Raw genomic sequence first — 19,523 nt, 5'->3', positions numbered from 1 at the left:
ATGGGCGCGGTCGTCTTTTCCGTTTGTATTGGTTACGGCCCGGATCATTGCTGCCCGGACATCATACCGAACTGTCACATTTTTCGCGCAAGCGCAAACAGCCTCATCAAGCAACACATCGCCGGGCGTGGGCCGTTATGCACGTGCTGTTCAACGTCGCTATGTCTTCCAATGGCGCGCCGGCTGACGCCCGTCAGACAAAGACAAAGTCATCGGCATCCAACACACCCACACCCACGTCAAGCAACAAGACGGACCCACCGTCCCACGACACCAACTGTCCCTGCGATGTGCTGTCGATGTCCAAGCGGGAAAAGCGCGACACATCGGCGTCCAGCTCAATCACGTCCGAACCGGCGGCAAAGTCTGACACCGTGTCCTGGCCGGATGTGCTGTTGAAGATAAACACGTCCGCGCCGCTGCCTCCGGTCAACATGTCTTCGCCGCGACCGCCAATCAGGGTGTCGTTGCCAATGCCACCGACCAGCAGATCGCTGCCAAAGCCGCCTTCGAGCAAGTCATTGCCGATTTCTCCCCGCAGGACATCGTTGCCAAAGTTGCCCTGAAGCGTGTCGTTGCCGTGTGCGCCGGTCAGCGTGTCGGTTCCGTTGCCGCCAGACATGCGATCGTTGTTGCGGCCCCCGTCCATGACATCGTTGCCATCATCGCCTTGCATCCGGTCATCGTCATTGCCGCCAAACATGGTGTCGTCGCCTTCGTCGCCCAGCAACCGGTCGCGGAAAAGGCCGCCATAGATCAGGTCATCGCCCGCGCCGCCAAAGATCGTGTCCAATCCGTGCTGGCCATCGATTGTGTCATTGCCCGTACCGCCGAGGATGTAATCCGCGTTGGACCCGCCCCGCAGGGAATCGTTGCCGGACCCGCCGTCGAGGTAATCGTTGCCATTCCCCCCCGAAAGCTCATCCTGCCCGGCACCGCCTTCGAGGTGGTCAAACCCGCCGACACCAATCAGGGTGTCGTTGCCGAGACCACCGGTCATGGTGTCATTGCCCCACCCTGCATAGGCGTAGTCATCGCCATCGTCGCCATGGACCTCGTCCCAGCCACCACCAGCCCAGATGCTGTCATCGCCGTCACCGCCGAAAATCGTGTCGCGGCCCAATGTGCCGCCCTGGGCCCGTTCGATGATCGTGTCGTTGCCATTGCCGCCATCGCTGATATCGCGACCAAGACCGCCAAACAGGGTGTCGTCCCCGTCGCCACCGATTAGGGTGTCCCGACCGGACCCTCCGTCCAGCTGGTCATTGCCACCCATCCCTTCGAGCGTGTCGTTGTTTCCCAGCCCCTGGATGATGTCCGTGCCGCTGCTGCCGACCAGGGCGTTGATTGCTTCGTTGCCAATCAACTGATTGATCAGGCTCATGGCAGGGCGATCAACGCTCCAGTTGATGGCTTCGAGAATTTGTTCGCGGGTCAGCGTGTCGCCGTTCATGCTCCGGATGATCGTCGTCTCGCCACTTGGAAAGCGCAGTTCGGCGCCCCACGGGCGTTCGATGATTGTCACGCGGCTGGCGTCATAGAGAAACGGCACAAGGGACAGGTCAATCTGGTCAACACCGGGCTGGAAATCGTGGATCTCGTCCCGTGCGCCATCCGCTTCGAGCTGAAACACGTCCGCTCCGTTGCCGCCCCAAAGCGAATCCTCTCCGTACCCGTCCAGAAGCGTGTCGTTGCCCCCATGGCCATAGAGTTCTTCGGCGCCAAAACCGCCCACAATCACGTCGTTGCGGCTTTGCCCGGCTTGCGCGCCGCCTGCGCCGTTGAGGGCCAGACCCTGATCGCTGATGTCGATACTGAGCAGCGCGAGCCCGGATGTGTCCTGGCTTGCCGCAAGAACGGTCAGCGTGTCGCCGTCCACGACCAGGGACACCGCGGAAATCGTCTCCAGCCCATAGGCTTGCGTGTCCACAATCGTATCCATGTGCAAAAGGCGCCCCCCGGGGGCAATCACAAACAGGCTGAGCCCCGCATCACCGCCACCCGCAATGACATAGGTCCAATCGCCCACGCTGACGGTGTCCATCGCGGTCACCGTTCCGAACCGGGTATCCAGCGAGTCGAGCACATGATCGGTCACGATCAACTGTCCCGTACCGGACAATTCCATGACCGTGAGCGCACCACCTGCGCCGTTGTCGGCTGCACTGGCGACCACGATATACGTTACACCGCCGATTTCAGTCACGTGCATCTGCGTTGGGTTGCCAAGCAGTCCCAGCCCGGTCCCAACGCCAATCGTACCGGTAACAGACAGGGCACCGCTGCCTGAAATCTGCATGACTGTCAGACCGACATCACCCTCGCTCAGCGCGACCAGGAACTCGGTCCCGGCCACTTCGGTCGTCAGCAGCGCGACGGGATCCTCAAGTGCAATCGTGGGCGTATCTGATGCAGACCCGACCGTCGCATACCCACCGGCGCCGAATGCGTACCCTTCCACCCGGCCTGCGCCGGACATGGTATAGACATAGCTGCCCGCGCTGGTGGCAATGACCGGACCACTGTCACCAATGAACAGGTCAAGCTCGAGCGTCGCGGCGGTGTTCAAACCGCCATCAGCGTCCAGAGCGTACCCCACAGCAGCGCCCTGCCCGCTGCTGGACACCACCGCAAAAGTTTGGCCCCCTTCCGTCAAAAGCGCCATCGTGCCGGTCACAGATGCAGCGATCCCCGCAGTGAAATTAATGCTGTCCAGAAGTTGCACTTGCCCGGCGTCGACGGACAGGCTCAAGATGCCGCCCGAGGGCCCTGTCGTTGCAACAACGACCGGGCCGGCCTGCGTCTCGACAAGTGTCAGGTCACGAATGTCAGTGCCCAGGGGTCCCCAGCCCGCACCGATTTGCGCCAAAAATTCAAACTGCACCGCAAGGTATCCCACATCTCAGAAGATCTTGGGGCAGTAAGTGGGGGACGAGCGCGGTCTTTAGCGGCGCCGTTTTGGGGCCAAAGGGTGGCTATTCGGCAAAGGTTTAGACGAGTTTTCGCGGCATTTGAGCCAGTGCCAAAACAACCGGCGCTTCGCTCAGGACAAAAGTTCGACGTGATGATCAATCGCTTCTTCGAGATCGTCGAAATAGGTCAATCCACCATCGTTGAGCACGACGCCCGCATCACAGAACTCGCGCAGCTCGTTCATACTGTGCGACACCATGATGGCGCTGCTGGTTGACATGCGGTCGCGAAAGACCGCCCTGCTTTTGCGGCGGAAGCGCCGGTCGCCGACCGCAGTTGTTTCGTCCACCAGATACGTGTCGAATTTGACCCCCATTGAGGTGCCAAATGTGATGCGCGACCGCATCCCGGACGAGTACGTGCGCACCGGCATGAAGAAGTGTTCCCCGATTTCGGCAAAGTCGCGGACAAAGGCGACAAGGCTGTCGGTGTCCACACCATAGATGCGCGCGACAAAGCGCACGTTCTGCTCGCCCGTCAATTGCGGATGGAATGACCCCCCGAGCGCCACAGGCCAGGAGATCGTGCCATCGGACACCACAGACCCGCTGTCGGCCGGCATCGTGCCCGAAATGATTTGCATCAGCGTGGACTTGCCAGCGCCATTGCGTCCCAGCAGGGCAAGCGATTTGCCCGTGGGCAGGGTCATGTTGAGATTGTCGATCACCACCTTGCGCCTGCCAGCCACCCAAAAGCTTTTGGTCAGATTTACGAAACGGATCATCGCCGCAGCCTCATTCGAACCGGCCTCAGGCTTTGTCGCGGATGGAATAGTAGACCATCACCGTGATGCCCCAGACCAGCACCGAAAACAGTGCCGCCAAAGCCATCAGCATGGGCCGTTGCGGATACTCGGACCGTTCGGCGAGCGTCGGTCGAACATAGGTCGCGAGATAGCGGCTTTGACGGACCGCATTGGCGCGGGCCGTATCGCGCGCAGCCAAGGCCGCCCGGAAGGCTTCTTCGGCAAATTCACGCTCGACCGACAACCCTTCGAACTCGGAAATGAGTGTCGGGTAGTCTTCGCCGGTGCCCAGCACCTCGGTGGTGGCAAAGCTGCGCCGCTCTTCGGCAATGCGGTCACGTATCACCGCGATACGGCGCGTGGCCTGTGTGACCCGGGGATCGTCGGTATTGGTTGTGACGGCAAGTTCGTCAAACGCCACCAGTTCCGTTGCCAGCTGCTGTTGCAGATTGCTTACGACGCCCATGCGGGCCTCGATGTCAGCGCTGAGATCGACAATCTGTGTCCGCGTCCGAAAATCGGTGAGGGCCGCGCGCGCGTCGCGCAGCCGGTCCTCGGCCTGTTTAAGCTCGATATCTGCGTACCGGATCGCATCGCTGCGGGCCTGCTCATTGAGCGCGTTGACCATCGCCTGGCTTTCGGCAACGACTTCTGCCGCTATTGCCTGTGCCATCGCGGGATCAAAGGCCAGGATGCGCAACTCTGTCAAACCGGTGCCCTGATCATAGGACACGCGGACAACGCGGCCCCAATACCATAACAGGTCTTCTATAGAGGCGTCGGGCCAGATGGCAAAGACCGGGTCCGCTTCCCAATACTGACTGTAATACTCCCGCAGCCCGAGGCGCGCATCAATGCGCCGGACCAACTGCTGCGACCGGATGAATTCATAGAGCACATCACTGTCGGTAGAGGGTGCGCCGCCCGTCAGGGCCGCTAGCCCGCCGATCAGGTCCGCGCCACTCTGGCCTTCTTCCTGGCGTACGGTAAAGCCGACCGTGGACGCGTAGCGGTCTTCGGCCACCGTCCAGAGATAAAACCCGAAGGCGATCAAAGGCATGAGAACAACAAGGATGAAGCTGGCGATGATCGCCTTGTGACGGGTCCGCATCTGGGCCGGGGCCGCCACAGGCAATACCGCCGGCTGTGGCGCAGCCGCCCTGCCTTTCTTGCGTCGCTTGCGTCTTTTCGGTTTGGCAGGTGGGTCGGTTGGGACGGTCCCGTCCAATTCCGAAGAGGCCGCAGCGACCGGTTCTGGCTCAGGCTTATTCACAAAGCCTCCATTTGCAACACTTGGTCTTTTCTTACATATTCGCGCCGAAGAGTTCTATGGAAAACAATCCCATGTCAGCGGCAGACATGCCACCCCCTGCCCTTCCTGCATCCGGAACGACGTCGCGGTTCCGGCTTTTCCGCACGGTCTCCGCGCTCATGTTGCGCGAGATGGGGTCGCGGTACGGGCGTTCGCCGGGTGGATATATCTGGGCCCTGCTCGAGCCATTGGGAATGATCGCCATCCTGTCGCTGGCCTTTGCGCTTGTGGCGCGTTCGCCGCCAATCGGCACCAGTTTCATCCTGTTCTTTGGATCGGGGTATACGATCTTCAGCCTCTATCAGACACTGGCCAACACGATCTCGCGGGCGATGAAGTTTTCGCGCGCCCTGCTCAATTATCCGATCATCCATTGGATTGACCCGATCATCGCCCGGTTCCTGTTGAACACGATGACCGGCATCCTTGTGATGTACGTGATCATGACAGGTATCACCCTGTCGCTGGACGATCCCATCCTGATCGACATCCGGCCCATTGTGGAGGCAATTTTCCTCACGACGTTCCTTGGCTTTGGCGTGGGGATGCTCAACTGCTTTTTGATCAGCGTCTCACCGGCCTGGGAAAACATCTGGACCATCCTGAACCGGCCGCTGTTCCTCGTGTCCGGCGTGATCTTTCTCTACGAGGATATGCCACCATTGGCGCAGGAGGTGGTGTGGTATAACCCGCTCCTGCACATCATCGGACTTATGCGGCGTGGGTTTTACCCTACATATGAGGCGCCATATGTGTCCGTGGCGTATGTCGCAGGCTTCGCCCTGATCACGCTCTTCTTCGGCACGGTGTTCATGCGCCGCTATCACCGCGTCATCCTCGCGCGTTAGGGGTCCGGAGACCCCAGCAGGAGGCCATGCTCGGCAATCAGGGCGGCATGCTGTGTGCGCAACCCGGCATCGAAACTGGCGGCGTCAAATGGCAGACGCTGGCCCAGATGGCGTTCCACGGCCAAGCGCGGGTCAAGAGCGATGTCCAAAATCCCCCCCGCCGCGTCCAGGCGGGCACGCTGTGCAGGATCAAGAGATATCAGCTGTTCGAACCGGGCCAAAGCGGCCCCGTCCCCAAGCGCGTCATATATGGCGTTGAGCTGGCGCGAACGTGCCGGGGTGCGTTTCTTGAACTGCATCCGTCCCGTCGATTTGCGCATCAGCTTGAGCAGCCAATGCAGCGGCGTCATGCCGTCAAAATGCACAAGCCACGCGCCTTCAAAATCCGGTCCGGGCTTGAGCGTCCCGGCATCACGTTGGCGCGCTTCCTCGGACGGATCAAATGGGACGGGGAAATGTATGCGGATCCGCTGGTCTTTGCGTCCGGCCCGGACGAAAGATTTGCCCACCACGTGCCCGGTCAATCCGCGTGTGGTCAGGTTGGCCATGTCCCCATACACGTCCTCGAGCACTTCCGCCTGACCACGCAACTGCGTGCGAAACACCCCGTCAAAAAGATGAGCGGGTGCGGTCTCAGAACGAAAGACACGTTCGACCACTGGAACGCGGGTGTGCACCACCGTCGCGGGCAGGGCCGCAAGGAGGTCCTGGATCGGAGGCTTTGACACGACGAATTCATCTGCGTCGCAGAACAGGAACCATTCACTGCGGCATTGCGCATATGCCGCATTGGCGTTCTTGAGCTGCCGCATGATGTGGCGGTCGGGGCGGCCCCGGTTCAGCTTTTGCCAGTGCCGTGGCGTGCAAAGGGTCACACGAACCCCGTCCATCGCTTCGAGCATATCGACACCGGGTTGATCCGGGTTGTCGAGAAACAGATGCACCTCTTCGGCGCCGAGGTCGAGGTAGTGCGCCGCAAAGGCACACAGAAGCTCCGGTGGCTCAGCCACGGTTGCGGTTACGGACCAGCTGCCCGAAACGGGCCGATTGAATGCGCGTATCATGATGCGGACCTCGTGCCATTGGCCACAGCCATCAGCCGCTCATGCGACAGCGCCGTGTCGCGCCGCAATCCGTCCCAGATCGCGCGCGTCATGAGGCGCAAGAACAAACCCCTTTCTCCGCGGTAGTGCCGGATCTTCATCAGCCACTTGGGCAAAATCAAAAGCAGCACCGGCCAGAACCAGAGCCCCGCCGCCCGCCGATACACAAGCAGCAGATTGCGATGGTGGTAATAGATCTTCCACATCGGGCGCATCCGTTTGTCGGCCGTGCCCTGCGTGGAAAAATCATGTTCAAACCGCACGCGCGGATCGAACATGACCGTCCCGCCACGTTCAGACAGACCCAGCGTATACAGCACGTCGTCGCCGTAAATGAAAAGGGATGCATCGGGATACCCCGCCAGCGCCACACCATCGCGCGACACGAAAAACCCGACAAACGATGTTCCATCCAGCGGCAAAGGCGTTTTTGCCTCATACGCAGACGCCCCAAGGTGGAACCCGCCCCGACCCTCCCGGAATGTCCGCCAGAACACGTCGCGGTGCCAGAACGGGTTCTGCCAGGGCCGATTGATGTCACAGATACGCCCATCCGGGTGATAGACCGCAGCCGCCCAGGCATGCGCGGCGTCTCGTGGCTCGGTCATGAAAGCGGACAGTGCGTCCGGGGCGGGACGCGCATCGTCATCCATCAACACCATCCAATCCGGGTCGTGGGCGGCAACGGCATGGCGCAGGCCCATTTCGAACCCACCCGCACCGCCAATATTCCGGTCGCTGCGCAAGACATTGAGGCGGGGGTCGTCCTGCTGATCGAGCCAGGCCTGTGTGCCATCAGTGGAGGCACAATCCACCACCACGACGCAGGTCAGGTGATCCGGATCAGCCGCGCGCAAACGGGCAAGTGTCGTGCGCAATTGGTCCAGACGGTTATGGGTCACGACGACAGCCACCAATGTCGATTGCCCTGCCACCGTTTCGGTTCCTTTCCCGCCTTCCGTACCTCAAGGCCACAGGCCATGTTTCCCGTGCGGTGTCAAATAGACCCCCTCGTCATTTTGGTCTAAGGAAGGCCAAGCGAATAACAATAAAGGCACCAGATGCAGGTTGAGGACACGCGGCTGGACGGGGTCAAGATCCTGATCCCCACCCGGCATCAAGATGCGCGGGGGTTCTTCTCGGAAAGCTGGAACCGGAAGCGGATGCAGCAGGCCGGGCTGGACATAGACTTTGTTCAGGAGAACCACTCCGTTTCGCGCAGTGTCGGCACGGTCCGAGGGCTGCACTTTCAAGCGCCCCCGCATGCTCAGGTCAAGCTGGTACGGTGCGGAAACGGGGCTCTGTTCGATGTGGCGGTCGACATTCGGCGCGGATCGCCCACCTTTGGCGTATGGGTCGGTGTTGAGCTGAGTGCGGCAAACGGAAAACAGCTTTTGGTGCCTGCGGGGTTTGCTCATGGGTTTGTCACGCGCGCGCCCGACACTGAAATCCTCTACAAGTGCTCTGATTACTATGCACCCGAGGCCGATGGCGGCGTGGCGTGGGACAGTTGTGGCATCGACTGGGGGCTGGTCGGATCGCCTGTGCTGTCGGACAAGGATGCCCGTGCCCCCGCATTGGCTGATTTCGACAGCCCCTTTGTCTGGGACGGCGCATCGTGAAGATACTGGTGACAGGCGGGGCGGGGTTTATCGGATCGGCGGTTGTACGCCTTGCCGTTGCGCGGGGACACGATGTCATCAACCTGGATGCACTGACCTATGCGGCGTGCCTGGATAATGTGGCCGACGTTGCGGATGCGCCCGGTTACGTGTTCGAGCATGCAGATATCAGAGACCGCGCAGCGTTGGACGCCGTTTTTGCGCGCCACGCGCCGGACGCGGTGATGCATCTGGCTGCGGAATCCCATGTGGACCGGTCGATTGATGGCCCGGCGACGTTCATCGAAACCAATGTCATGGGCACCTTCCACCTGCTTGAAGCCGCGCGCGCATACTGGACAGCGCAGGGCAAGCCGGAGACATTTCGGTTCCACCACGTGTCCACCGATGAGGTATTTGGCTCTCTCGGACCCGAGGGGCAATTCACGGAAACCACCGCCTATGATCCGCGCAGCCCCTATTCCGCGTCCAAAGCAGGAAGTGATCATCTGGTCCGCGCGTGGGCGGAAACCTATGGCCTGCCGGTTCTGCTCACCAATTGTTCCAACAACTATGGTCCCTACCACTTTCCCGAAAAGCTTGTGCCCGTCGTCATCCTGAACGCGATCGCGGGCAAGCCAATCCCGGTTTACGGCGACGGATCGAATGTACGCGACTGGCTTTATGTTGAGGACCACGCGGATGCACTTTTGACCGTGCTGGACCGCGGTGTTGTCGGGCGCAACTACAATATCGGTGGAGAGAACGAGCGGTCGAACCTTGAACTGGTCAGGACGCTGTGCGCCATCCTTGACGAGGTACGCCCCAAGGCCAGCGGGTCCTATGCGGACCAGGTGACATTTGTCACGGATCGGCCCGGTCATGATGCCCGGTACGCGATTGACCCATCCCGGATGCAGACCGAATTGGGCTGGCGTCCGTCTGTTACTGTCGAAGACGGGCTGCGGTTGACCGTGATGTGGTATCTTGCGCATGAAGACTGGTGGCGTGCATTGCAAGACCGGGATGGCGTCGGCACACGACTGGGCCAGGCATGATCCTCGTCATTGGCAGAACCGGTCAGGTCGCCATCGAACTGGCGCGACTTGATCCAGAGGTGCAGTGTGTCGGCCGCGAGACGGTTGACCTGACGCAGCCGGACAGACTGGCCGCTTTCCTCGCAGACACGCCAGCAAAAGCCATCATCAACGCCGCAGCATACACGGCCGTCGACGCCGCAGAAGCGGAACCTGCCGTCGCGCATGCGGTCAATGCGGTTGCAGTCGGTGTGATGGCGCAACATGCGGCAAGGGTCGACATTCCGTTTGTGCACATCTCGACCGATTATGTTTTTTCGGGGGGCGGCACCGTTCCTTGGCACGAGACCGATCCAGTGGCGCCGCAAAACGTCTATGGGCAGAGCAAGCTGAGCGGCGAGGCCCAAGTCACAGAGGCCGGCGGCGTGCATGCCATCCTGCGCACGTCGTGGGTGTTTTCTGCGCATGGGTCCAATTTCCTGAAAACCATGCTGCGCCTGAGCGAGAGCCGGGACCATCTGACCATCGTGGCCGATCAGATCGGCGGCCCGACCCCGGCCCGCGCCATAGCGCAGGCCTGTTTGATGCTGGCCCGGTCCGTTACCCGGCACACCAGCGGCATATATCACTTCAGCGGTGCCCCCGATGCGTCATGGGCCGACTTTGCCCGCGATATTTTCAAAGCGGCGGGCCGCGAAGTCGCCATCGAAAACATCCCCACAAGCGCCTATCCCACGCCAGCAACGCGGCCCCTGAATTCGCGGCTGAATTGCGACAAGATCAAAACCACCTTTGACATTGCGCGCCCCGACTGGCGCGCGGCCACCCAAGATATCGTAAGGCAGCTGACATGACCGCACTTTCAAAGACCGCGCGCAAAGGCATCATTCTGGCTGGTGGTTCGGGCACACGTTTGTTTCCCATCACGATGGGCGTGTCGAAACAGCTGCTGCCGATATACGACAAACCGATGATCTACTATCCGCTGTCGGTGCTGATGCTCACCGGTATCCGCGAGATTTGCGTTATCACGACGCCACAGGATCAGGCCCAGTTTCAGCGAACGTTGGGCGACGGCAGTCAATGGGGGCTGTCGCTGAGCTTTGTGACACAACCCAGCCCTGATGGGCTGGCGCAGGCCTATCTTTTGGCCGAGGATTTTCTGGACGGTGGCCCATCTGCCATGGTTCTGGGTGACAATATCTTTTTCGGGCACGGGTTGCCGGATCGCCTCTTGGAAGCGGACAGCAAGGACATCGGCGGTACTGTTTTTGGCTACCGTGTGGCGGACCCGGAACGCTATGGCGTGGTTGATTTCAACGCAGATGGCACGGCGCGGGCCATCGTCGAGAAACCTGCAGTGCCCCCGTCGAACTACGCCGTCACAGGGCTCTATTTTCTCGATGGGTCTGCACCCGAACGCGCGCGCTCCGTAGTTCCTTCGGAACGTGGCGAGCTGGAGATCACCTCATTGCTGGAGACCTATCTTGCGGATGGACTGCTGAATGTTCAGCAGATCGGACGCGGGTATGCGTGGCTCGATACCGGAACCCATGCATCGCTTCTGGATGCAGGGAATTTTGTACGGACACTGTCGGACAGACAGGGCCAACAGGTCGGCTGCCCGGAGGAGATCGCGTTTGAGCAAGGCTGGATTGACCGGGAGCAATTGCTGAAACGCGCCCGCCTTTTTGGCAAGACCGGGTATGGCGCGTACCTCAAGGCATTATCCGCAAATTAAGCTGATGGCGCGGGCAACGTCGCCGCCATAATCCCGCGGGCGGCCATAGTGCACGAACGAATGACATACAGAGCCAAACCTGCCCACAGCATAATCTGTGTGCAGGGACCTCACGTCGCATTAGGTTACCACCCTCCCGCCCCCAAAAAACATCGCTCAGTTGGACGAAAGGCCGATCATGCACTGAAAACAAATTAGGCCATTCAGGCGGGGTTGATCCGACGACCCTCGAAAAACCGGTTTTGCCATCGTCCATCCACAAGGTTACGGGACTGTATTTTCTGGATGGGACAGTGAGGGAACGCGCCCAAGCCATGACACCGTTTGCCCAAGGCAAGTAGGTGATCACGACCTTGAGCGGAGGTATCGCGTACAGGAATATTTGTCAGTGCGCGAGATTAGCCAGAGTTACGCGTGGCATGGCCCCAAAACGATCGTCTTTGAGAGCGGTTGGCACGGTGTGGATCACGTTCATGGAAGGGTCGCGACTGTTCGGCGAGTCCGAATACGGCGCCAATCTTAAACGGCTCACATCTGTTTAGGATTGCACTTCGTAAAAACTCCATACTCTGTAGCGCGAGCGGTCGCGTCTTGAAATCGCTATTGTAGAACATCACACCATGTGGCAGATGATGCTATGTAAATTGCGGAACGTGCTGCAGTGCCGCAAACAGCACGCGCCGAATATTAGAACTATGTTCCGTTACGGCCTTGGTGAGTCGCGGACACGCACATGACCACTGGCACTATGCCTCACTGCTGGCAATTAGCACAAACTGGCGGTGAGCATGGATAAACATCTTGCGGCACATCGCCTTGGTCTGTCCGAAGTTAGAAGGAAAAAACCCACATGCCTCACGCGCATCTCGGTCTCGGCGCTTTGATGCAGGCGTACCCGACACCGGAAACTCCGAACGTGCCAGAATACAGGTTCTCGCTGGACGGAGGAGGGCGCGACTTGCTAACCGAGTATTTCCGCGCCAACGACACAAAACTGGTCTTGGAACTCGGGTGTTTTTTGTGCGGCTCGGTCCTGCAATGGCTGGAAAGCAAATCAGACCTGATTGTCATCGGGGTAGATCCCTGGGAGGGCAAATGGCACGAGATCATTGAAAGATATATCCCCAATCCGGTTTTTGACTCCTGTTTCAAGGGGATTAACGATCGACATGCCTTTGCGGCCAGTCTCAAGGCCCACGGCCCGTATCTGTCATCGATGGCAAACTTACAAAGGTACAGGGATCGCTTTGTTCCACTCGTAGGAAAGTCACCTGAAAAACTGTACGAACTCAAAGGCCGCCAGATTTCGCCAGATTTTATCTATTTCGACAACGACAAAGGTCTGGCTGATTTGAATGTGGCGCTTGAACTATTTCCCGACGCGACACTGGGGGGTGATGATTGGACATGGGGTAAAGATCAGGGCCTTCCGGTGCAAAAAGCCGTGAAGCAGTTTTGCGAGCGCCATGGCTTTGACTATGAAGCCAGGCGCGCGACGTGGATAATACGCAAAGACTAGGAGCGCACTACAGTGAATGCCGCGCCAGGCGCTTTTTGGAAAGAAACTCCGATGCAGCTCGAAAACACGATCACCCTGGACGCGCTTCTTGAACGGCTCAACGCGTTTAAAAAAATTATTGTAACCGGGCCACAACGATCGGGTACGACCATCGCCAGCCGAATAATTGCTGACGCTATGTCGATGCCAAATTTGGACGAAAGCGCCGTTGGTCCAGGCAACAAAGCCGGGTTCTTCGAAAAAATTGAGAACGAAACACGTTTTGTTTTTCAGTTTCCGAATGCCTGTGAATGGCTTCAAGACCTAGCCAAATACGATGACATCGCCATAGTTTTCATGGAGCGTCTCAACGAGGAAATACTCGCATCTCAAGAACGCATCGCGTGGCGTGGCGGTTCACCGAAAGGCTATCCCAAATATGCTCTGGACAAGTTACCAGAGCATGTTGCGTCCTTGGTTGACGAAGATAAGCATTTGTTTGAAAACCGCAAAACTGTCTTTGAGATTTTCCAACGACCGCTACTGCGCCACTGCTTTGTCTTGGAATATGGGTCAATGAAAAGTGCATCTGCATGGGTCAAAAAAGAAGACCGAAAGAACTTCAACCCAAAACAGACCAAGGTCAAACCATAAACTACACTTTGTCGAAGGCCCCTTCACATGGAACAAACGCTGGTTCTGGTTTCACGGTTCAACCTGCCGCATCCAATATGGGCAGGCAGGAGTGCGGAAGACTATCGAACATGGCTGGATTGGCGGATCGAGTTGTTTCGACGTCTGACCGTGCAGAGCGTGCGCAACTGCTACGACAAGCCGGATCGATGGCTGATTATGGTGGATACCCGCGAGCATGATTTTCTGGACGAGTTGACAGCCAGTGTGACTGGGTTGCCGGTAACAATTGTCCCTTACACTGGCCGCGACCTGCCTAGCTCTATTCGTCATACGTTAAGTGACCTGGGATTTCCACGGCGTATCCTGACCTGCCGGCTGGACACCGATGATTTGGTAAATACTGGCTTTTTCAAAAGATTGCGAAGCACAAAAATCACCAGCGCTGAAGCGCGCGCCGGTACAGTTATTAGCTATCCCGGGGGAGCAATTTATGATTGCTTAGGGGATGCATTCTATTTCGACAACTACTTCAACAACCCCTTCCTATGTTACGTTGAAGAGGTTGATCGTAGCGAAGATCTACGCACCGTCTTTTGCGCGCAGCATATCGATTTGATTGACCAAAGCGCTCATGTCAAATTTTTGCGCAGCTTCACACCCTTCTGGGCCAGCACAATACACGACAAAAATTTGGCCAATCAAAGTCTCCAGAACTCCATGCAAATTTCGTTCAAAAACAAACGTAAGCTCAAGAGACAGTTTGGCATTGCTCCACGCGGTCGCGACGCATGAACCCTGTCGATGAAGAACATGAGCTCGCCATGAAGTCGGCCTTGCGATGCACTTAAAACCACACGATGCCTATTACGGATGCGCACCGCGACAGCGTTTCGAAATGGAGCCGATCCTTGACGTTTCAGCATCAACCCGCCAAGAAACGGGCTCGACCCAACGTTGAAAGGTACTCTGATGCACGATCCCATCTTTGACCGTTTTGAACGCGTCACGACAACGGGAACGGGTGCGCATATGCATGATTTTGTGGGGGCTATAACCAGAGTCGCCTTCAAAAGCGCCTGGACCAAATACGCTGTGCCCGAGGGTCAGGCAGTCACGCCGGGCTATCCACCCAAGAACGAACATTATCTAGACTGGATCGCTACCTTACGGGCGGTCGACAAAGCACAAGGCACCTTTCGCATGGCGGAACTAGGGGCCGGCTGGGCGCCTTGGTTGGTATCTGCGGCGTTAGCAGCCCGGCAAAAGCCTGAGATCACAGCACTAGAACTTGTAGGCGTCGAAGCGGATCCTCAGCACTACGAATGGATGCGCGACCACATGCTGGACAATGGGATCGACCCCGGCAGTCAGTCCACCATTTTTGGCGCCGCGTCGAATAGCTCGGACATGCTGCGCTTTCCGGTTATCGACAATCCCGACGTCAATTACGGCGCCTCGCTGCGCGCTGTATACGGTGATGTACCCTTCATCGAAGTGCCCGGCGTCATACTTGAGACGGTGTTGAACAAATTCTCAGGGCCCGTCGACTTTTTGCACGTGGATATCCAGGGCGCGGAATATGACCTGATCCCTGCCGAAATGGACTTGCTCACGGAGCATGTGAAATCCATCATGGTGGGGACGCACATAGATATGCAAAAACACGACGATCTGGCGGCACTTTTCCGTGATGCGGGTTGGGTAGAGGCTATGAATTTCGAACGCAATAGCCTCAACCAGACGCCATATGGCCAGATAAAGTTTGATGACGGCTTTCTACTATTTACAAATCCCGCTTTGCAATGACCGCGCACACTGATCGGGCGATATCCCTTTTTTTGCCCTTTTATACACCCAAGGATGCATCCCGCGCGGACGAGCTTTTGGCGTGTCTGCGCCGGAATCTCGATTGTGATGTGTTTGACCGGATCTTTCTGCTGCAGGACGATAACAGCACAATTCCTTTTGACGATGACCGCCTGCGAGTCTTGCGACTGTCACAGCGGCCGACATATCTGGACTGGGTGCGTCAAAGTCACGACCTATGTCCCAATCATATTTCGGTTTTGGCCAACAGCGACATTTATTTCGATGCCGATATCGCCCGCCTTCAGACACTTTTTGACGAACGGGCATCGTCTTTTGTTTCGCTCAGCCGCTATGACTGGATCGACGGCACGCCGCAGCCACACCCCAATCCCCACTGGTCCCAAGATACTTGGGCCTTTTTGCCCAGCGTACCTGTCTCGCCAGAGATGGCACGCGCTCTGGACATCCCGCTTGGTGTGCCACGGTGCGACAACAAAGTCGCCTATGTCTTTTCGATCAACGGCTATACGGTTGTGAACCCGTTCTACGACATTCGCTCGATCCATGTGCACGAGACGGGTTTACGCTACTATGACAAGACCGGCGACACGAGTATCAAGGGGGGCATGGCCATGGTCCATCCCAGCGAAACGCTGATTTCGCCTGCCCCGCTCGATATCGAAATCTGGAGCCTGAACTCCGCCCAATATGCCAAGCCCACGATCAATCGTTCGCTTGAACGCTGGCGTGATGCGCGGGACGCCGCTACGGACACTGCCCGCCGCATCTTTGCCCATGACAACGATTGGCAATACCCGGCCATCACCGAAAAGCATGCTCACAGGCGTATGGTTGCCGCCGCAGATGCTGGTCAAACAATGCCCGAAGGCACCGCTTATCTGGGTTTTCCATGGGCCACGCTGATCGATCTAAGCACACATGCGCGCAATCGCAGCGCCAAGACTGACGCACTGAAAGTCCCGTTGGCCCGTTTTCGAACGACCCTTGCCGGATATGACCGGGTGATCACGGTATGCCAGCACATTCGCCTGCCGGAATATACGGAGCTTCTAACCAGTGCGGGCGTGACAGACGTATTCTGGTCGCATTGCCGCCGGGACATGACACACATGCCGGGGCAGCCGGACATCGCCGTGCATCCGTTCCCACTTTATCCTGTGCAACAGGTTCCGGTCGCTTTTACCGATCTCCACGCACCGCGGCCCCTACTGTTTTCCTTTGCAGGTGCGCGGTCTTCAGACATTTATTTGTCGCAAGTTCGTAACCAGATCATTGACCATCTGGCCAGTGACTCCGAAGGCGAAATCATTGATCGCAGTGCGTGGCACTATCAAAGAATTGTCTACGACAAACAGATCCTCGACCGCGCGCCTGAAGGCGTACAACTCGAAGACCAATCGGCAGCAGAACAGTTCCGTGCGCTTTTGAACCGATCACTATTCACCTTGTGCCCCTCTGGCACTGGCCCGAATTCGATTCGGCTTTGGGAGGCTGCACTGGCGGGTTCGATCCCTGTCGTGCTGTCAGACCAATACGCGCCACCGCGCGACCTTGAACTGTGGGACCTCGCTACGGTCAGTTGCGCCGAAACTCAGCAGGCCCTGATTGACTTGCCCGACCGGTTGCGCGCCCTCCGCGACGACCCAGCCGCTTTGGCGCGCAAACAAATAGCCCTCTATCTTCTGGTGCAAAAATATGGGCCAAAGAACTTTGTAAACGACATCCTCGCTCTAGACTGATCGTACTGGAAACGAAGTACACCCCGCACACGGCACATGACAATGACAACAATCGAAACACATTCCGAGCGCAGATTTGTCATAGTCTCGCAAAACCCAGAGATTTGCGCCGATATCGAGACACTGCTTGGCCTGCTCGACAGTACAGAACGTCGGTTCGAACGCCCGGTCCGCTTTACGCCGGATCCGGGAGAATTCTCCGAGATTGCACTGATGGTCTACCAAAGTGCCACAGACGCAATAGCAACAACTCTGGCTCGAGGCGTGCCGCCCGATGCCGCCCTCACACAATGGCAAGAACAAGCGACCGCGCACCTGACTTGCTTGCGCAGGTATCGCCGGGCAGTGTTTTCGACGTCACTGGCACAGCTGACCGAGGCGCCAGACGACCTGCGAAGTGCTCTGACCGCTCGCTATGGATGCCTTTTCCGCAATGACGCGCCCCGAGCCATTGGAATTGAACAATCACACAGCCAGTTGCACCGGTTTCTGGCCGCCCATATGCTGCGAGGCGCTGCTCAGGCTCGGCGGCTCGACGCCGAACTGGCTGCCCTGAGCTGGCACAGCACGCCATATACCGGATCAGGGGCGCCCGATCTCGGCGCCGTTTTGGCCTCGCTCTCAGCGACCGAAAACAATTCTACAGTGGAAAGGCATGCGCTGGAAGTCGAGCTGAACCGCTTGCGAGCCGAGATACGCACCCAGATCACCGAACAGCAAGCGCTGGAAATAGCGATTAAAGATCGTGATGACCAGGCCCGCCGCACCAGTGCAAGCCTGGCTGCAAAGGACGACATGGTCGAAAAAACCCAAGTCCGAATCAAGGCCGTCGAAGACCGTGCAGCCATTGCCCAAAAGCAGATTACCAATCTCGAATCACGACTGCATATGGCCACCAAAATGGCAGATGCGACCAAGACCATAACCACCGCCTTGCGCGACGAAAACGCCTCTCTGACAGGGCAGATGTGCCAGGTCGAAGACGCCTTGCGTCATGCACTGATCGACGCTGAAAGCGCGCAGCGCAGAAATGAAACGCTGCGAAATGAACTCCGCGACCGCGATGCCGATGTGGCAGCACTTCTCGCCTCCCGCTCTTGGCGGATCACCGCACCATTGCGGGCGCTGCGCCGCAGGTTCTCGAGAGGATAAGCCATGACCGGCCGTACCGATGCGCACGTTGTCTATGTAGGGGCGGGTCTGGCCAGCGATCTTGACCAGTATCTGGCCCTTGGTCCTGCCCGTATCCACCTGATAGAACCCAACCCAGAACTTGCCGAGGATCTCACCGCCCTGTCCGAGGCCCATCCCGGCCTTGTCCGTCACCTCGCGCAGGGCGTCACCCCAACTGGCGGAATGCAGACCCTCGTTGTCTATTCTTTTTTCGATGTGTCGGGATTTGCAGAGGCAGAAGAGCTCGAAGCCGCCTATCCGGGTGCTATTCGCACCGGATCACCACTAGTACAGACGCTCACCCCAGATGAGCTGATACAAGCGCTCGGCCTGCCGGAGGGTGGCGGGCACATTCTGGTCATCGACACGCCCGGCAGCGAATATGACTTGCTCGCAGCGTTTGCTGCTGCGGGCCATCTCGATAACTTCCGCGACATCTACCTCACTCACCCAGTGCAACCGCTGTTTGTCGGACACCGTGGTACTGCGGATTTCACCGGTCTTCTGACACAAACGGGGTTTGCTCCCGTGGCTGAAACGGACGCGGATTTAAATGCACACCCTGACTGGAAGAAAACGCATTACCGATTTGATCCCGGCACCAAACGCTTGCGCGACATGCAGGCGCAGCTTGATGCGATCGGCCATAAGGCCGATGACGAAATGGCCGAGATGCGCGCGCTGCTTGACGCCAAGACTCGGGATATCGAGGACACGCAGGCCGAGACCGTGGCCGTACGCGCTGCTCTGAAACAGCGCGAAGCAGACTTGGCAAACGCGATAGCGGAACGGGACGACCTGAAAAAACAACTTGCCGCCGTACGCGCAGCCTCTGCTAATGACGAAGCGGCGCGCGCCGCATTGTCCAACCAATGCGATGCGTTGCAAGAGGCTCTGACCCAAGCTCGCGCGTTGCCACCGCTCCCCGAAGCTACACCCGGATCCGATGCAGAAGTGGCCATGGCGGCCCGTCTACAGATCGCTGAAGCTGCCGCCGAAGGCGCCAAGCAAGAACTGGCCATGTCAATCCGATCCCAAGCGATCCTGCAATCAAACCATCTGGAATTACAGGGGCGGTATGAGACGCTCTATCGCTCGAAATTGGCTGTCGATAGTTTGGTCGAAGAGCTGCTGAACATGCTAGACGTTCCGAATGGTCCGGCAAAAACAGACAAACATATTCGCGCGTGGGATCAAGGGCGTGAGCAATCCCACACGCAAACCACCCGAAACAAGACAGACCCGTGACCCAACCTACTGATATCCTCGTACGCTTGCAAACAAGAC

General features: G+C 58.2%; 17 protein-coding genes. 12 read left to right on the top strand and 5 right to left on the bottom strand.

The window, feature by feature from the left end; all coding sequences use genetic code 11:
* Positions 1 to 193: 193 nt before the first annotated feature.
* From ACERHN_RS01080 to ACERHN_RS01070, 3 genes are all read right to left on the bottom strand, one after another.
* A complete protein-coding gene (locus ACERHN_RS01080) occupies positions 194 to 2,884 on the bottom strand; it encodes a hypothetical protein (protein WP_415918904.1) in 2,691 nt (896 codons plus the stop codon).
* A gap of 159 nt (positions 2,885 to 3,043) precedes the next feature.
* Positions 3,044 to 3,697, bottom strand: a complete 654-nt coding sequence (locus tag ACERHN_RS01075; RefSeq protein WP_415918903.1) for an ABC transporter ATP-binding protein — start codon at positions 3,695 to 3,697, stop codon at positions 3,044 to 3,046.
* A 25-nt stretch (positions 3,698 to 3,722) separates the two neighbouring features.
* Positions 3,723 to 4,829, bottom strand: coding sequence for a sugar transporter (locus tag ACERHN_RS01070; protein WP_415918902.1), 1,107 nt, complete (start codon positions 4,827 to 4,829; stop codon positions 3,723 to 3,725).
* 248 nt (positions 4,830 to 5,077) lie between these two features.
* Here ACERHN_RS01070 and ACERHN_RS01065 point away from each other — a divergent pair, with 248 nt between their 5' ends.
* A complete protein-coding gene (locus tag ACERHN_RS01065) occupies positions 5,078 to 5,878 on the top strand; it encodes an ABC transporter permease (RefSeq protein ID WP_415918901.1) in 801 nt (266 codons plus the stop codon).
* Here the strand turns inward: ACERHN_RS01065 and ACERHN_RS01060 are convergent.
* Together ACERHN_RS01060 and ACERHN_RS01055 are read right to left on the bottom strand one after the other, a co-directional pair.
* Complete coding sequence (locus tag ACERHN_RS01060) at positions 5,875 to 6,942, bottom strand: glycosyltransferase family 2 protein (protein ID WP_415918900.1); 1,068 nt, start codon at positions 6,940 to 6,942, stop codon at positions 5,875 to 5,877. The genes ACERHN_RS01065 and ACERHN_RS01060 overlap by 4 nt on opposite strands.
* Complete coding sequence (locus ACERHN_RS01055) at positions 6,939 to 7,916, bottom strand: glycosyltransferase (protein ID WP_415918899.1); 978 nt, start codon at positions 7,914 to 7,916, stop codon at positions 6,939 to 6,941. The genes ACERHN_RS01060 and ACERHN_RS01055 overlap by 4 nt, the downstream gene beginning before the upstream one ends.
* Before the next feature lie 126 nt (positions 7,917 to 8,042).
* Between ACERHN_RS01055 and rfbC the strand changes: the two genes are divergently transcribed.
* The 11 genes from rfbC (at position 8,043) to ACERHN_RS01000 (ending at position 19,484) form a co-directional block, all read left to right on the top strand.
* Positions 8,043 to 8,603 (top strand): dTDP-4-dehydrorhamnose 3,5-epimerase, encoded by a 561-nt coding sequence (rfbC, locus tag ACERHN_RS01050; protein ID WP_415918898.1) that lies wholly within the window; start codon positions 8,043 to 8,045, stop codon positions 8,601 to 8,603.
* A complete protein-coding gene (gene rfbB, locus ACERHN_RS01045; protein WP_415918897.1) occupies positions 8,600 to 9,640 on the top strand; it encodes a dTDP-glucose 4,6-dehydratase in 1,041 nt (346 codons plus the stop codon). The genes rfbC and rfbB overlap by 4 nt, the downstream gene beginning before the upstream one ends.
* The gene (gene rfbD / locus ACERHN_RS01040; RefSeq protein WP_415918896.1) at positions 9,637 to 10,473 is read left to right on the top strand and encodes a dTDP-4-dehydrorhamnose reductase; all 837 of its coding nucleotides are present in this window, start codon (positions 9,637 to 9,639) and stop codon (positions 10,471 to 10,473) included. Before rfbB ends, rfbD begins: the two co-directional genes overlap by 4 nt.
* Positions 10,470 to 11,360 (top strand): glucose-1-phosphate thymidylyltransferase RfbA, encoded by an 891-nt coding sequence (gene rfbA, locus ACERHN_RS01035; RefSeq protein WP_415918895.1) that lies wholly within the window; start codon positions 10,470 to 10,472, stop codon positions 11,358 to 11,360. Before rfbD ends, rfbA begins: the two co-directional genes overlap by 4 nt.
* A gap of 850 nt (positions 11,361 to 12,210) precedes the next feature.
* The gene (locus ACERHN_RS01030) at positions 12,211 to 12,879 is read left to right on the top strand and encodes a hypothetical protein (RefSeq protein ID WP_415918894.1); all 669 of its coding nucleotides are present in this window, start codon (positions 12,211 to 12,213) and stop codon (positions 12,877 to 12,879) included.
* 12 nt (positions 12,880 to 12,891) lie between these two features.
* The gene (locus ACERHN_RS01025; RefSeq protein ID WP_415918893.1) at positions 12,892 to 13,512 is read left to right on the top strand and encodes a hypothetical protein; all 621 of its coding nucleotides are present in this window, start codon (positions 12,892 to 12,894) and stop codon (positions 13,510 to 13,512) included.
* Between the two features lie 27 nt (positions 13,513 to 13,539).
* Entirely contained in the window at positions 13,540 to 14,286 is a 747-nt protein-coding gene (locus tag ACERHN_RS01020; RefSeq protein ID WP_415918892.1) for a glycosyltransferase, read from the top strand.
* 177 nt (positions 14,287 to 14,463) lie between these two features.
* Complete coding sequence (locus ACERHN_RS01015; RefSeq protein ID WP_415918891.1) at positions 14,464 to 15,300, top strand: FkbM family methyltransferase; 837 nt, start codon at positions 14,464 to 14,466, stop codon at positions 15,298 to 15,300.
* The gene (locus ACERHN_RS01010; protein WP_415918890.1) at positions 15,297 to 17,063 is read left to right on the top strand and encodes an exostosin family protein; all 1,767 of its coding nucleotides are present in this window, start codon (positions 15,297 to 15,299) and stop codon (positions 17,061 to 17,063) included. The genes ACERHN_RS01015 and ACERHN_RS01010 overlap by 4 nt, the downstream gene beginning before the upstream one ends.
* A gap of 42 nt (positions 17,064 to 17,105) precedes the next feature.
* The gene (locus ACERHN_RS01005) at positions 17,106 to 18,215 is read left to right on the top strand and encodes a hypothetical protein (protein ID WP_415918889.1); all 1,110 of its coding nucleotides are present in this window, start codon (positions 17,106 to 17,108) and stop codon (positions 18,213 to 18,215) included.
* Between the two features lie 3 nt (positions 18,216 to 18,218).
* Complete coding sequence (locus ACERHN_RS01000) at positions 18,219 to 19,484, top strand: hypothetical protein (RefSeq protein ID WP_415918888.1); 1,266 nt, start codon at positions 18,219 to 18,221, stop codon at positions 19,482 to 19,484.
* Positions 19,485 to 19,523 lie beyond the last annotated feature (39 nt).

The organism is Tateyamaria rhodophyticola (genome assembly GCF_047777875.1).
Classification (GTDB): Bacteria; Pseudomonadota; Alphaproteobacteria; order Rhodobacterales; family Rhodobacteraceae; genus Tateyamaria.
Note: the sequence above shows the minus strand (reverse complement) of the source record. Positions and strands in the feature narration are given on the sequence as shown.